Genomic DNA, 13,252 nt, shown 5'->3' on the forward strand with positions numbered 1-13,252 from the left:
TCGAACCCCACAGGGGACACGCATGACCTCACGTTTCGATGTGATCGAAGAATCCCGTACGGCCGACGACACTTCCCTCACCTCCGCCACGCTGGGTGGCGAGCAGAAGCGTTCGATCGAACAGATCACTCTGCTCCTGTTCATCACCGTGCCGTTCCTGGCACTGGTGGCGGCCGTGCCGCTGGCCTGGGGCTGGGGGGTGAGCGGGCTCGATCTGGGCCTGCTGGTGTTCATGTACTTCCTGGGGTGCCACGGCATCACGATCGGTTTCCACCGGTACTTCACCCATGGTTCGTTCAAGGCCAAGCGGCCCCTGCGGATCGCGCTGGCGGTCATGGGGTCGCTGGCGGTCGAGGGCCCGCTGGTGCGCTGGGTGGCCGACCACCGCAAGCATCACAAGTTCTCCGACGCCGAGGGCGACCCGCACTCGCCGTGGCGGTTCGGGGAGACGGTCCCCGCGCTGATGAAGGGCCTGTGGTGGGCGCACATCGGCTGGATGTTCGACGAGGAGCAGACGCCGCAGGACAAGTACGCGCCGGATCTGATCAAGGACCCGGCCATCCGGGCGGTCTCCCGCCAGTTCGTCCTGTGGACGGCCGTGTCCCTCGCGGTGCCCCCGCTGGTCGGCGGTCTGGTGACGATGTCCTGGTGGGGCGCGTTCACCGCGTTCTTCTGGGGTTCACTCGTACGAGTGGCGCTGCTGCACCATGTGACGTGGTCGATCAACTCGATCTGCCACGCGGTGGGCAAGCGGCCGTTCAAGTCGCGGGACCGCTCGGGCAACGTGTGGTGGCTGGCGGTGCTGTCCTGCGGTGAGTCCTGGCACAACCTGCACCACGCCGACCCGACCTCGGCGCGGCACGGCGTGATGCGCGGCCAGATCGACTCCTCGGCGCGGTTCATCCGCTGGTTCGAGATGCTCGGCTGGGCGTACGACGTGCGCTGGCCGTCACGCTCGCGTATCGATTCGCGCCGTAACACCGAGGAAGGCGGCTCCCGGCGCCGGAAAGAGCCCGCGAAGGCGGCATGATTGACGCCGTGGCGACCGACTCCAACACCCCCAGCACCGACAAGCCGCGGCGAGCGCGCCGGACCCGCATGACCGGTGCGGAGCGCCGCCAGCAGCTGCTGGAGATCGGTCGCACCCTCTTCGCCGCGAAGGGCTTCGAGGGCACCTCGGTGGAGGAGATCGCGGCGAAGGCCGGGGTGTCCAAGCCGGTGGTGTACGAGCACTTCGGCGGCAAGGAGGGGCTGTACGCGGTGGTGGTGGACCGCGAGATGCGGCGGCTGCTGGACATGGTCACCGGCTCGCTGACGGCCGGCCATCCCCGCGAGCTGTGCGAGCAGGCCGCCTTCGCTCTCCTCGACTACATCGAGGAGTACACGGACGGCTTCCGCATCCTGGTCCGTGACTCCCCCATCCCGCAGTCGACGGGCTCCTTCGCCTCGCTGATCTCCGACATCGCCACCCAGGTGGAGGACATCCTGGGCCGCGAGTTCAAGTCCCGCGGCTTCGACCCGAAGCTCGCCCCGCTGTACGCCCAGGCCCTGGTCGGCATGGTCGCCCTGACCGGCCAGTGGTGGCTCGACGTACGCCGCCCGAAGAAGGCGGAGGTCGCGGCGCATCTGGTCAACCTGGCATGGCACGGCCTGGACGGGCTGGAGCAGAAGCCTCGGTTGATAGGGCACCGCAAAAGCTGAGGTCAGCGGGGTTCCAGGAACTCGAGCCGGTTGCCGACTGGGTCCTCGGAATAGAAGCGGCGGTGGCCCGGGAGGTTGTCGTCCCAGGTGACGGGCGCGCCCTTCGCCGTCAGCCGGGCCGCGTACGCCTCGATGCCCGTCACCCGGAGTCCCGGGTGTGCCTTCTTCGCGGGCCGGAAACCTTTTCCGCCTCCGGCGGGGGGCTGCTCGATGCCCAGGTGCAGCTGCACGGACCCCGCCTGGAACCAGCAGCCCCCGCGCGCCGCGAGCACCGGCGGCTTGGGGATCTCCGTCATACCGAGGACGTCGGCGTAGTACGCCCGCAGGACGTCCTCGGAGCCGGGCGGTGCGGCCAGCTGCACATGATCCACGGCGGTGATCACCTCACACCCCCTTCACGGCCACCGCGAACAGGCGCCGGAAGGGCAGGACCGTGCCGTACGGCGCGCTCGGGTAGGCCTCGCGGAGCAGGTCCCGGTACTCGGTGACGAAGGCATCGCGGGCCTCGGGGTCGTCGGCGAGGGCGGTGAGGGCGGGGCGCAGGCCGGTGCCCTTGACCCAGTCCAGGACCGGGTCCTCGCCCTCCAGGACGTGGAAGTACGTCGTCTGCCACACGTCGGCCTCGCAGCCGAGGCGGGCGAGGCGGTCCAGGTAGGTGCCGGGGGTGTGGACGGAGTCCTCGTGGCGCAGGACGTCGGCGAGGCGGGGCTTCCAGCGGGGCGTGGCGGCCAGTTCCCGCATCAGGGCGTGCAGCGGGGCGTCGATGTTGTCCGGGACCTGGAAGGCGAAGGTGCCGCCGGGCTTCAGGGCGGCGATCCAGTCGGCGAAGCGGTCGACGTGACGCGGCACCCACTGGAGGGTGGCGTTGGACAGGATCAGGTCGTGCGGCCCCTCGGGCGTCCAGACGCGGGCGTCGGCGTGGGCGAAGTCCAGGTGGCCGCCCCCGGCCGTGGCGCCCTCGTGGTCGACGTGCGCCTTGTCGAGCATCTCGGGCGAGTTGTCGTAGCCGGTGATGTGAGCGGTGGGCCAGCGTTCGGCGAGCAGGGCGGTGACGTTGCCTGGGCCGCAGCCGAGATCGGCGATGCGCGGTCGCCCTGCGGGCGGTTCTGCCGGGAGCGCGGGGACGCGGGCGAGCAGGTCGGCGAAGGGGCGGGCGCGGTGGCCGGCGTGGCGGAGGTACTGGGCGGGGTCCCAGGTGGGCGTCGTCATGACTCCACTCTCCCGCCCCATATATCTTGATGTCAAGAGACTTGAGATCAAGAGACTTCATGTCGACACAACCACTACACTGATCTCCATGGAGGACGAGGTCGATCGGCTGGTCGCAGCGTGGCGCCGGGAGCGTCCGGACCTCGACGTGGAGCCGCTGGAAGTGCTCAGCCGGGTGAGCAGACTGGCCCGGCACCTGGACCGCGCACGCCGGCTCGCCTTTTCCGAGCACCAGCTCGAACCCTGGGAGTTCGACGTGCTGACCGCGCTCAGGCGCGCGGGAACGCCGTACCAGCTCTCCCCCGGGCAGCTGCTGACACAGACCCTGGTCACCTCGGGCACGATGACCAACAGGATCGACCGGCTCGCGAAGAAGGGCCTGGTGGAGCGGCTGCCCGACCCGAGCGACCGGCGGGGCGTACTGGTCCGGCTGACCGACACGGGCCGGGACCGCGCGGACCAGGCACTGGCGGGCCTGCTGGAACAGGAGCGGGCGATCCTCGCCGAGCTGTCCCGAGCCCAGCGCGCCGAACTCGCCGGCCTGCTACGCCAGCTGACCGCCCCGTTCGACAACATCCCCGGCTAGGTCCACCGGACCGACTCCGGCCCGCCGGGCGAGCGCGACGGCCGCCAGGGTCGAGTGGACGCCCAGCTTGCCGAGGACGTTCTGCATGTGGGTGCGGACGGTGTGCGGGGAGAGGAACAGCCGCTCGGCGACGGCCTTGCGGCCGAGGCCCGCGACCATGCAGCGCAGCACCTCCCGCTCGCGCGGGGTCAGCGACTCCACCAGCCGCTCGCTCTCGGTGCGGTGCTTGCGCGCGGCCGTCAGCTCCTTGAGGACGCCGGTGAGCAGGGCGGGCGGCAGATGGGTCTCGTCGCGCAGCACCCCCCGGATCACCGTCAGCAGCCGGGAGAGCGAGCAGTCCTTGGCGACCCAGCCGGAGGCACCGGCCTGCAGGGCGAGGGCCGCGCGCCGGGGGTCGTCCTTCTCCGCGAGGACCACCGTGCGCACCGCGGGCTGCGCCGAGCGGACGCCCGCGACCAGCGAGATCCCGTCGACCAGGCCGTCCTCGTTGCCCTCCTGCACCGGCACGGCCGGGCGCACGCCGGGCAGATTGCCGCCCAGGTCGGCGTCGACGAGCAGAACGTCGTAACGGCGGCCCTCGGCGGCCGCGCGCTCCAGGCAGCGCAGCGCGGCCGGGCCGCTGCCGGCGGCCGAGACGTCGACGTCGGGCTCGGCGGCCAGTGCCGCGGCCAGCGACTCGGCGAAGATACGGTGGTCGTCGACGACCAGGACTCGGATACGAACCACGAAACCCCCTTCCCCAGGCTCCGCATGGAGCAGGGGATGACCAAGGTCCGGAGCACGACGACCCGCGCGGACACGACACCTGCGGAAGGAACGCCGACCGCACGGCCGCCGCCGTTGCGGAAACTGCTACCCCCACCGCAGGCGCCGTACCCGCCTGTCTCGCCCCCTGATATGCACCGGCCCCCACCGGTGCTGTTCATCAGAGTACGGATGGGAGCAGAGAGCGGAAGCCGATTTGCAGAACTGGCCGTCCGGCACGTTTATGGTGTGCCGCATGTTTCGTATTGAGGCGGAAGTCGACAAAGCCCGACGTGATCTGCTCCGCTCCCGGCTGCGGGACACCAACACGGCGGCCTCGCCGGTCCTGGCGGCGCTTCGGGGCACGCCGGGGGAGCGCGAAGTCCCGCTGCACGTCTGGGCGCTGGACTCGGCGGGAGACCTGGCCGGAGGTCTGGTCGGCCACACCTGGACGACCTGGATGCACGTCACCTACCTGTGGGTCGACCCCGCCCACCGCGGTACGGGCCTCGGCTCCCGCCTCCTCGCCGAGGCCGAGCACGTCGCCCGCACCGACCGCGGCTGCACGAGCGCCCGGCTGGAGACGTGGGACTTCCAGGCACCGGAGTTCTACAAGAAGCAGGGCTACGACGTGGTGTGCGTGATCCCCGACTATCCGCCGGGGATCACGGAATTCACTCTGACGAAGCGGCTGGGGTGAAGCGCAGGCGCCCCTTCACTCACTCCGGAGCGAGCCCCAGCTCTTTCGCGCTGTAGCGGGGCAGGTCGGTGGTATCGATCGTCCAGGTGCCCAGGTCGGTGGTGACGGTGACAGGCTTGCCGTACAGCAGGTGCAACCGGTTCTCGTAGCAGGGGCGGCCCTCGGCCCGGCCGATCCCCCACTGGTAGGTCCACGTCCCGTCGCGGGGGTCGAGGATCAAGTAGTGGGCGATGCCCATGGCCGGATAGTCACGGGTCTTGTGCTCGTAGTCGTTCTCGGGGTTCGACGGCGAGACGATCTCGATCGCGAGGACGATCTCGTGCGGGTCGAGCGGGGAGTCGGTCTGCATGGCCTCGCCGGAACACACGAGAATGTCCGGGACACGCAGTTTGCCGAGGGACTCGTCGTCCGTGTCAGTCGCCTCGAACGCGAAGTAGCCCTCCGGAACCTGCGCGTCGAGCTGCCGGGAGACCAGCTTCGCCGTGAACTGGTGGCGAGGCCGCGGGCTCATCATCATCACAAGCTGTCCGTCACTGATTTCGGGCCAGGCGAAGCCCGGCGGCGGAGTGATGCGATCACGGCGCTCCCGCAGCCGCCGGTACAGGATCTGCTGAGTCATCGGTCCTCCCGCCTCCCAGTATGACGGCGACGGCCTCCCGGTGCGGGCGTAGCGCGGGGGACCAGGGCGGCGGACTCGATGGGGATCTCGGCCCAGACCGTCAGGCCGCTGCCGGTCCGGCACGTTCCCCAGCGATTGGCCAGGGCTTGGGTGATCAGTAATCCACGGCCTTGTTCTTGATCGTGACCTGGCCATCTGGCCAGCGTGGTAGAGGTCGCCGGCGCGTGGCTGTCACCCTCGTCGGTCACGCTGATCATGACCGTGCGGGCCATGAGGGCGCAGGTGACCGTCATGAGAAGGGATCCTGCCAGGCCATCCCTCACGCTCCTGCTCCCCATCCTCCCGGCACCGTCCATAACCGAATCAGGAGAGGCGGTGTCGTCATGCCTTCCGCCTTCCGGCTGCCGCCGAGTTCCTGAGCGCTCCTACTCGGGTCGGTGCTCGAAGGTCATTCCGGCGCAGACTCCGGGGTGACGGTAGGCGGTGGCGGGGGCGGGTAGGGCGGTCGGGGCGGAATCCGTGGCCCGGGCGGGCCCACCGGTGGAGGCGGCTGGGGTTCCATCGACCGGCGGGGGCGGGGTGGCGGCTGCCGGGGTGTGAGGGGCGGGGGCGGAGGTGGCGGTGGGGGCGGAGACGGCTCCACCTCCGGCAGCACCGGGCCGCCCGCCCGCAGCCGTTCGATGGTCTGCGCGGCCCGGCGGCGGGCGTGCGGGGCGTCGTCACGTTCGTAGTAGCGGGCGATGCCCCCACGGCCGAGAGTGCCGGTGGAGAGCGGCCGGTAGCCGAGCGCGTGGGCGATCTCCACCATCCGGCGAGCCTTCTCGGCGTCGACGTGGCCGAACCGAAGGTGGACCCGGCCACGGCCGTCGAAGTGCGCGACGATCTCCTCGTCTCTCATCAGCCGTCCTTGTAGCGGGGCAGCTTCGCAGGAAAGTCGCGGGACTCCTTGCACTCGGCCAGTTTGTAGGCGTGCTCGGTCAGTTGGTAGGCGATGTCAGTCAGGGTCTGTCCCAGTGCCGTGCCAGTGGCCTTGGGGTCTTCGTAGGTACGCACACTCACCTCGGTTATGACCGCGTAGTCCTCAGAGGCGTCGGAGGAAGGGACAGCGGGAGGCGCACAAGGCACGTACACCGCCGCGACGCCGTCCTCGGGATCGAGTTGGGCCACAGCTTCTATGCCGTCGGCAGAGGCACGGATGATCCGTTTGTCGCCGCCGCTTCCCCGATAACTTTCCAGCCAGTCCGCCTTGGAGACAGGTCGGACGCGTGTTTCGCCCCAGAGTGACGAAGCACTACTGGTGACGACGTGGCAGTAGAACGTGAAGTCGTCCCCCGCGTTCTGGTGCATCGACGCTTCCTCCGCCGATCGCGCCTGCGGCAGCACCTGGACGACCTGGTCCCGTTCCACAGTGTTTTCACACATCGTCACGGGAAGGTGCTCGAGCCCCTTGGTGAAGAACTGCACGTATCCGAACCACACGACGAGGCCCGCAAGACAGAGACCGGCGAGGCTGAGAAGAAAATTCTTCGCACTGTACTCAACGACAGCCCGTTTCTTACTCCTGGCCACTCGGACGCTCCTTGGATCGGCTCAGGAATTCACTGGCGTCGTTCCATCCGTCATTGACGGCGTTGCGGATGGTGTCAGTCGACCCGTCCCGGGGGAGATCCACATGGTGCCGTTTCAAGGCGTCCTCAACCGACGACTGTGTCTGCTGATTGACCGAGTCCCGACTCGCATAGAGGTCCTTGGCACTTGCGTACAGGGCTCCATCGCGGGCGCCATCAAGTTCCTGGCCCTCCAACAGACGGTCCACGGCCAAGCCGATGACTCCCCCGGCGAAACCGCCAACAGCAGCGCCGGTCGCCGAGCCCAGACGAGTTTCCGGGAACAGCGAGACGGATCCATATCCAACACCGGTCCCAAGCCACGTCTTGACGAAATCACCCTTCTTGTGCAGCGCGTCGTTGTAATTCTTCTCGCCATCGACGATGGCTTGGACCTTCTCGTCCGCCACCGAATGCGCGACGATTCCCTCGATGATGCCTGCGTTCCTTCCGATGTCTGCAAGGACTTTGTCGCGGGGACCGTCGAACAGCGAGGGGTCCGAAAGATGCGCGTCAAGAAGCCCACTGGTGTACACGCCTTCTCCGACAATGATCCCAGCCCGTCCTTCGGGATCCACGGACACCGCTGAAAGGAACCGGGTTGCGTCCGCCGGCTCCAGCCCCTCCGGAGCCCCGCTGTTCGTGAGGAACACCGTCGCGTTGGAGCTTCCGAGTGCCCGACTGATCTCCGGCATGTAGGACGCCGCCATGTTCCCGAAGCTGTCCCCCATCCCCTTACTCACCAGGTCTGCGCCTCCGTGGGGTTGTGCCACCGCGTTCATGATGTTGGCCATGATCTGCACTTGCGCGGCGCTGTGCGGCGGCGCCGACGAGGTGTAGTCACCGTTGGCCACTCCGGTGACCGCCGCCTCCAAGGCGCGCCCGAGGGACCCGCCACGGTCCGTGAACTTGGTGGTTCCGAGCATGTGGTCCAGGTCCGACTTGGACTCGAAGGCGTGCTCCGCCGCCTCGGGGTTGTGGGAGAGGCCGTCGAACAGTCCCTCCAGCGGGTCCCGGCCGTTGCCGTCACCGAAGACGAGGTCCGTCGCGTCGTAGCCCTTGACCCACAGGTCGTCGGTGTTCGACTCCCCCGCTCCCCTGTCCTGCTTGAACAGCTTCTCGCGGTAGTCGTCCAGGAACTCGGTGTCGTACTGGCCCTGGCGCATGAGGCTGCTGATGACCTGGGAGCCGAGGGCGCCGATCGGGTTGGGCGACTTGTCGGCGCAGAAGTTCGTGTTGGTCTCGGCGAGGAGGTCCTTCTTCCAGTCCCGCATCGCGTCCGAGTCCGAGAAGGACGCCGTGGCCAGCGTCATGCTCAGGTTGCTCTGCAGGTCCTTCATCGTGTCGAGTTCCGAGCCCCTGGCACCGGCGTGGGTGTAGGTCATCTCGGTCCAGAAGCGGAGCGTCCCCTTGGCGCCGAGGCGCGACGCGAACTGCTCGGCGAACAGGGGGTCGTCGTGGTACTTCGCCATCGTGCGGTTGAAGGCGGTGATGTCGTCCAGGGACATGTCGGCAGGCTTCTTGGCCATCTCCGCCAGCTTCTTCGCGGCCGCGACCGCCTTGGCCGCTTCGTCCCGGTCCGCGTAGGAGGCATCGGTGAATCCGTACTTGGCCTGGTCGACAAGGAGCTTCAGGGCCTCCGCGGCACTGGTGTCACTCTGCGTCGCCTTCGTAAGGATGCCCTCGATCTCCTTGCAGAAGGCGTCCACCACCTTCTGGTCCGTCACCCCGGTCTTTCCGCTGGGGTCGGACGCCCAGTCGGGCCGGGTGTTCCCGGCAACGGTGAACGTGCCGCAGCCGGTGTCGACCACGGTCAGGTTCTGCTCCGTGGCCCGCCTGATCGCGTCGTTCAGCTGAGTGCGGTAGCCGATGAGTTCACCGCGTGTGTCGCTGAGGATCTTGGTGATGGAGTCGGCCTGGGTGTGCGCGTCGGCGAACTCGGCAGCCGTCTTGGAGATGAACTCGCGGCTGACGGTGGCGTTGACCCCCTTCCACTTGGCCTTGTCGGCCTGAGCCTTGAGGTTGTTCTCGGCGTCCTTCTGCAAGTCCGCGAGCTTCTTCGTCATCTGTTCCCAGTCGGTGACCGCTTCACCGAGCTTCGAGAAGTCGCCGTGACGGAGCGCGTCGAGGTCCATCGGCGTCAGTGGCCCTTCCGGTCGTCGAAGCCCTCGTCGAGCGTGGCGATGCTGCTGACCGCGCCGGCGATGTAGGAGTCGTCGGCCGCGTGCTGGTTCTTGGTGTACCTGAGATGGTTGGAGATGTGGGCGCAGGCGTCCAGCAGGGTTTTGGTCTGCTCGCTCCAGCGCTCCGTCACATGCTCCAGCGCGCCCCCCAGGGCGAAACCCTCGCCCTTCAGTCCGCCCGCGGCCGCCTCAGAAGCTACGCGCGCGTGCCCGCTGTAGGTCGTGAAGTCGTTGAACAGGTCATGGGCCGCCTTGCCGACCGCCTCGAGATCCTGATGCCCTACTACGAGGTCCCCCTGGGTGCCGCCGCCTCCCTGGTCGGCCGGGTACTGGTTGAGCTGCATCCGTGTGGAATGCTGATCGCCCGCCCGGGCCTTCGCCTGCTCCCACTCGTCCCACGCCATATGGGCCCTCCCCCGTGTCTCTCCCGGTCCACCGCCGGCTCTGCCGGACAGGTACGAACGTGCGACCGCAACGCCGCGGCGAGCGCCAAGTACATTACCGGCCCCCAAGTGCCCTACGACGGCTTGGCACTTCGACGCCCGGCGCCGAGGTCCGGGAACGACGACACCGGCCCCGTACACGTCGATCGCGTACGAGGCCGGTGTGGGCCGTGGGAACCGAGGTGGTCAGTCCACCCGCCGGGCCCCCGCCGCCGGAACCGCCTCGAAGACGCGCGGGGACATGAAGCCGGCCACGGCGAAGGCCTCCTCGACCGCCTTGGTGAGGGTGTCCACGTCGGTGGCCTCCGCGAGGACGATCGCCGAGCCGCCGAAGCCGCCGCCGGTCATCCGGGCGCCGAGTGCGCCGTTCGCGAGGGCGGTGTCGACGACCAGGTCCAGCTCCGGGCAGGAGATGCGGAAGTCGTCGCGCAGGGAGGCGTGGCCCTCGGTGAGGACCGGGCCGATGGCCCGGGTCTCGCCGGCGCGCAGGAGTTCCACCACCCGCTCCACCCGCTGGTCCTCGGTGACGACGTGCCGGACCAGGCGGACGACCTCCTCCTCGTCGCCGAGGCGGGCGAGGGCCGCGTCCAGGTCGGCGTAGGCGATGTCACGCAGGGCGTCCACGCCGAGCAGGGCCGCGCCCTTCTCGCAGCCGGCCCTGCGCTTGCCGTACTCGCCGCCGCTGTGGGCGTGCTTGACCTGCGTGTCGACCACCAGCAGGCGCAGGCCCTCGGCCGCGAGGTCGAAGGGGATCTGCCGCTGGGACAGGTCGCGGGTGTCGAGGAAGAGCGCGTGGCCCTCCTCGCAGCAGGCCGACGCCGTCTGGTCCATGATCCCGGTCGGCGCGCCGACGTAGACGTTCTCGGCGCGCTGGCACAGGCGGGCCAGCTGCCAGCGCTGCAGGCCGAGGTCGTACAGGTCGCACAGCGCGAGCGCGATCACGACCTCCAGGGCCGCGGAGGAGGACAGGCCCGCGCCGGTCGGGACCGTGGAGGAGAGGTGGACGTCGGCGCCGGTGACCGGGTGCCCGGCCTCGCGCAGCGCCCAGACCACGCCCGCCGGGTAGGCCGTCCAGTTCTCGTCGCTCTGCGGGGCGAGGGAGTCGAGCCGCAGTTCCACGACCCCGCCCTCGACGTCCGCCGAGTGCAGGCGCAGGACGCCGTCGGTGCGGCGGGAGACCGCCGCGGTGGCCTGGTGCGGCAACGCGAAGGGCATCACGAAGCCGTCGTTGTAGTCGGTGTGCTCGCCGATCAGGTTGACCCGGCCGGGCGCCGCCCACACTCCCTCCGGCTCGGCCCCGTACAGCTCGGCGAAGCGCTCCCGGACCTGCTGTGCCCCCACTACTGCTCCCTTGCCGTGCTTGCGATGTGCCGCGCGAACTCCCACGCGTCCGCGACGATCCCCGCGAGGTCCGCGCGGGACGGGTTCCAGCCCAGCTTCTCGCGGGCCGTGTCAGCCGAGGCGACCAGGACCGCCGGGTCCCCGCCGCGGCGCGGGGCCACGACCTCGGGGATCGGATGGCCGGTGACCGAGCGGGCGGTCTCGACGACCTCGCGCACGGAGAAGCCACTGCCGTTGCCGAGGTTGCAGATCAGGTGCTCGCCCGGCCGCGCGGCCGTGAGGGCCAGCAGGTGGGCCTCGGCCAGGTCCGCGACGTGGATGTAGTCGCGGATGCAGGTGCCGTCCGGGGTCGGGTAGTCGTCGCCGAAGACGGAGATCGCGTCGCGGCGGCCCTGGGCGACCTGAAGGACGAGCGGGATCAGGTGCGACTCGGGGTCGTGGCGCTCGCCGTACGCCCCATAGGCGCCGGCCACGTTGAAGTAGCGCAGGGACACCGCGGCCAGGCCGTGTGCGTTCGCCTCGCTGGTGATCATGTGGTCGACGGCGAGCTTGGTGGCGCCGTAGGGGTTGGTCGGCTTCGTCGGGGCGCTCTCCACGATCGGGACCTGCTCCGGCTCGCCGTAGGTGGCCGCGGTGGAGGAGAAGACCAGCTTGCGGACGCCCGCCTCACGCATGGCGCCGAGCAGGGCCATGCTGCCGGCCACGTTGTTGTCCCAGTACTTCTCCGGCTTCACCACCGACTCGCCGACCTGCGAGGAGGCGGCGAAGTGCAGCACGCCGTCGTAGGAGGCGTCGAGCCACTTGGCGGCGTCGCGGATGTCGCCCTCGACGAACGCGGCACCGGCGGGCACGCCCACACGGAAGCCGGTGGAGAGGTTGTCGAGGACGGTGACCTCGTGTCCGGCCTCCAGCAGGTGCTGGGCCACCACGCTGCCGACGTAACCCGCCCCGCCCGTCACCAGGTACTTCATGAACTAGCTACCTCTCGCAGTCGCTCGGCCGCGCGCTCCGGCGGCACATCGTTGATGAACACGTTCATGCCGGACTCGGAACCCGCGAGAAACTTCAGCTTGCCGGAAGTGCGGCGGATGGTGAAAAGCTCGAGGTGGAGCGCGAAGTCGTCCCGCGTCACACCGTCGAACTCCTCCAGCGGGCCGAACGGGGCCTGGTGCCAGGCCGCGATGTAGGGCGTAGGGGGCTCACCTGCCCCTTCTTTCCCTCCATCCCGCGCCCCTTCTTTCCCTGCGTCCCACCCATCGAAGATCCGGTCGAAGCGCCTCAAGAGTTCCAGATAGATCTGAGGGAATTCTGTGCGTGCCGGCTCGTCGAGCGCGAGCAGATCGGGGACGCGGCGCTTCGGGTACAGGTGGACCTCGTAGGGCCAGTGCGCCGCGTAGGGCACGAAGGCCACCCAGTGTTCACCCTCAAGGACGACCCGCTCCCCGGCGAGTTCCTGCTCCAGGACGGCGTCGAACAGGTTCTCCCCGCCGGCCGCCTCCTTGTGGGCGGCGAGCGAGCGGAGCATCAGTGCGGTGCGGGGCGTGGTGAAGGGGTAGGCGTAGATCTGACCGTGCGGGTGTCCGAGGGTCACGCCGATCTCTTCACCCCGGTTCTCGAAACAGAACACCTGCTCGACGGAGGGCAGGTGCGACAGCTCCGAGGTGCGGTCCGTCCAGGCGTCCAGCACCAGGCGGGCCTGCTCCTCGGTGAGGTCGGCGAAGGAGGCGTCGTGGTCGGAGGTGAAGCAGACGACCTCGCAGCGGCCGGAGTCGCCCGCGAGCGACGGGAAGCGGTTCTCGAAGACGACGACGTCGTACGAGGAGTCCGGGATCTCGCTGAGCCGCTCGCCCCGCGTCGGGCACAGCGGGCACTCGTCGGCCGGCGGATGGTACGTGCGGCCCTGCCGGTGGGAGGCGATCGCCACCGAGTCACCGAGCAGCACATCGCGGCGGACCTCGGACGTGGTGATCGTACGGTCCAGCGGGCGGCGGTCGACGGCGTCCCGCACGGTGTCGTCCCGAAGGTCGTAGTAGATCAGCTCACGACCGTCGGCCAGCCGGGTCGAGGTCTTCTTCACGCCGGACTCCTTGATCAAGCGCCCCTGGGGGAACAGCCCGCG

Annotated in this window: 15 protein-coding genes; 4 read left to right on the top strand and 11 right to left on the bottom strand. The window is 69.2% G+C overall.

The window, feature by feature from the left end; genetic code table 11:
• Positions 1-22 precede the first annotated feature (22 nt).
• Positions 23-1,030 (top strand): acyl-CoA desaturase, encoded by a 1,008-nt coding sequence (locus ACIF83_RS16355; protein WP_393471645.1) that lies wholly within the window; start codon positions 23-25, stop codon positions 1,028-1,030.
• The gene (locus ACIF83_RS16360; RefSeq protein ID WP_393471648.1) at positions 1,027-1,701 is read left to right on the top strand and encodes a TetR family transcriptional regulator; all 675 of its coding nucleotides are present in this window, start codon (positions 1,027-1,029) and stop codon (positions 1,699-1,701) included. The genes ACIF83_RS16355 and ACIF83_RS16360 overlap by 4 nt, the downstream gene beginning before the upstream one ends.
• Positions 1,702-1,703: 2 nt before the next feature.
• On the opposite strand, the gene ACIF83_RS16365 is transcribed toward ACIF83_RS16360, so the two are convergent.
• Together ACIF83_RS16365 and ACIF83_RS16370 are read right to left on the bottom strand one after the other, a co-directional pair.
• Positions 1,704-2,084 carry a VOC family protein gene (locus ACIF83_RS16365; RefSeq protein WP_393471650.1) on the bottom strand — a complete coding sequence of 127 codons (381 nt, stop codon included), beginning with the start codon at positions 2,082-2,084 and terminating at the stop codon, positions 1,704-1,706.
• A gap of 1 nt (position 2,085) precedes the next feature.
• On the bottom strand, positions 2,086-2,910 hold the full coding sequence (locus ACIF83_RS16370; RefSeq protein ID WP_393471652.1) for a trans-aconitate 2-methyltransferase: 825 nt from the start codon (positions 2,908-2,910) through the stop codon (positions 2,086-2,088).
• Between the two features lie 88 nt (positions 2,911-2,998).
• On the opposite strand from ACIF83_RS16370, the gene tamR reads away from it, so the two are divergent.
• Complete coding sequence (gene tamR / locus ACIF83_RS16375) at positions 2,999-3,496, top strand: MarR family transcriptional regulator TamR (protein ID WP_053661755.1); 498 nt, start codon at positions 2,999-3,001, stop codon at positions 3,494-3,496.
• Here the strand turns inward: tamR and ACIF83_RS16380 are convergent.
• The gene (locus ACIF83_RS16380) at positions 3,455-4,222 is read right to left on the bottom strand and encodes a LuxR C-terminal-related transcriptional regulator (RefSeq protein ID WP_399727354.1); all 768 of its coding nucleotides are present in this window, start codon (positions 4,220-4,222) and stop codon (positions 3,455-3,457) included. The two genes, tamR and ACIF83_RS16380, sit on opposite strands and share 42 nt — an antisense overlap.
• Before the next feature lie 262 nt (positions 4,223-4,484).
• Here ACIF83_RS16380 and ACIF83_RS16385 point away from each other — a divergent pair, with 262 nt between their 5' ends.
• Positions 4,485-4,940 carry a GNAT family N-acetyltransferase gene (locus tag ACIF83_RS16385; protein WP_393471657.1) on the top strand — a complete coding sequence of 152 codons (456 nt, stop codon included), beginning with the start codon at positions 4,485-4,487 and terminating at the stop codon, positions 4,938-4,940.
• Between the two features lie 19 nt (positions 4,941-4,959).
• Here ACIF83_RS16385 and ACIF83_RS16390 read toward each other — a convergent pair whose 3' ends face one another.
• The 8 genes from ACIF83_RS16390 to ACIF83_RS16425 form a co-directional block, all read right to left on the bottom strand.
• Complete coding sequence (locus tag ACIF83_RS16390) at positions 4,960-5,559, bottom strand: Uma2 family endonuclease (RefSeq protein ID WP_393471660.1); 600 nt, start codon at positions 5,557-5,559, stop codon at positions 4,960-4,962.
• A gap of 448 nt (positions 5,560-6,007) precedes the next feature.
• Entirely contained in the window at positions 6,008-6,457 is a 450-nt protein-coding gene (locus tag ACIF83_RS16395; RefSeq protein ID WP_399727358.1) for a hypothetical protein, read from the bottom strand.
• Positions 6,457-7,128, bottom strand: coding sequence for a hypothetical protein (locus ACIF83_RS16400; protein WP_399727361.1), 672 nt, complete (start codon positions 7,126-7,128; stop codon positions 6,457-6,459). Before ACIF83_RS16400 ends, ACIF83_RS16395 begins: the two co-directional genes overlap by 1 nt.
• Entirely contained in the window at positions 7,115-9,301 is a 2,187-nt protein-coding gene (locus tag ACIF83_RS16405) for a hypothetical protein (RefSeq protein ID WP_399727364.1), read from the bottom strand. Before ACIF83_RS16405 ends, ACIF83_RS16400 begins: the two co-directional genes overlap by 14 nt.
• A gap of 5 nt (positions 9,302-9,306) precedes the next feature.
• Positions 9,307-9,753, bottom strand: coding sequence for a hypothetical protein (locus ACIF83_RS16410; RefSeq protein ID WP_399727367.1), 447 nt, complete (start codon positions 9,751-9,753; stop codon positions 9,307-9,309).
• Positions 9,754-9,978: 225 nt separating this feature from the next.
• Positions 9,979-11,133, bottom strand: coding sequence for a galactokinase (galK, locus tag ACIF83_RS16415; RefSeq protein WP_399727370.1), 1,155 nt, complete (start codon positions 11,131-11,133; stop codon positions 9,979-9,981).
• Positions 11,133-12,104, bottom strand: a complete 972-nt coding sequence (gene galE / locus ACIF83_RS16420) for a UDP-glucose 4-epimerase GalE (protein WP_393471679.1) — start codon at positions 12,102-12,104, stop codon at positions 11,133-11,135. Before galE ends, galK begins: the two co-directional genes overlap by 1 nt.
• A complete protein-coding gene (locus tag ACIF83_RS16425) occupies positions 12,101-13,210 on the bottom strand; it encodes a DUF4931 domain-containing protein (protein ID WP_399727373.1) in 1,110 nt (369 codons plus the stop codon). Before ACIF83_RS16425 ends, galE begins: the two co-directional genes overlap by 4 nt.
• Positions 13,211-13,252 lie beyond the last annotated feature (42 nt).

This window comes from Streptomyces sp. NPDC085866 (assembly GCF_044541035.1).
Lineage (GTDB): Bacteria > Actinomycetota > Actinomycetes > Streptomycetales > Streptomycetaceae > Streptomyces.

Coding starts and splice junctions, on each gene's coding strand:
- ACIF83_RS16355 (WP_393471645.1), top strand. CDS start 23: ATGACCTCACGTTTCGATGTGATCGAAGAATCCCGTACGGCCGACGAC.
- ACIF83_RS16360 (WP_393471648.1), top strand. CDS start 1,027: ATGATTGACGCCGTGGCGACCGACTCCAACACCCCCAGCACCGACAAG.
- ACIF83_RS16370 (WP_393471652.1), bottom strand. CDS start 2,910: ATGACGACGCCCACCTGGGACCCCGCCCAGTACCTCCGCCACGCCGGC.
- tamR (WP_053661755.1), top strand. CDS start 2,999: ATGGAGGACGAGGTCGATCGGCTGGTCGCAGCGTGGCGCCGGGAGCGT.
- ACIF83_RS16385 (WP_393471657.1), top strand. CDS start 4,485: ATGGTGTGCCGCATGTTTCGTATTGAGGCGGAAGTCGACAAAGCCCGA.
- ACIF83_RS16390 (WP_393471660.1), bottom strand. CDS start 5,559: ATGACTCAGCAGATCCTGTACCGGCGGCTGCGGGAGCGCCGTGATCGC.
- ACIF83_RS16395 (WP_399727358.1), bottom strand. CDS start 6,457: ATGAGAGACGAGGAGATCGTCGCGCACTTCGACGGCCGTGGCCGGGTC.
- ACIF83_RS16405 (WP_399727364.1), bottom strand. CDS start 9,301: ATGGACCTCGACGCGCTCCGTCACGGCGACTTCTCGAAGCTCGGTGAA.
- ACIF83_RS16410 (WP_399727367.1), bottom strand. CDS start 9,753: ATGGCGTGGGACGAGTGGGAGCAGGCGAAGGCCCGGGCGGGCGATCAG.
- galE (WP_393471679.1), bottom strand. CDS start 12,104: ATGAAGTACCTGGTGACGGGCGGGGCGGGTTACGTCGGCAGCGTGGTG.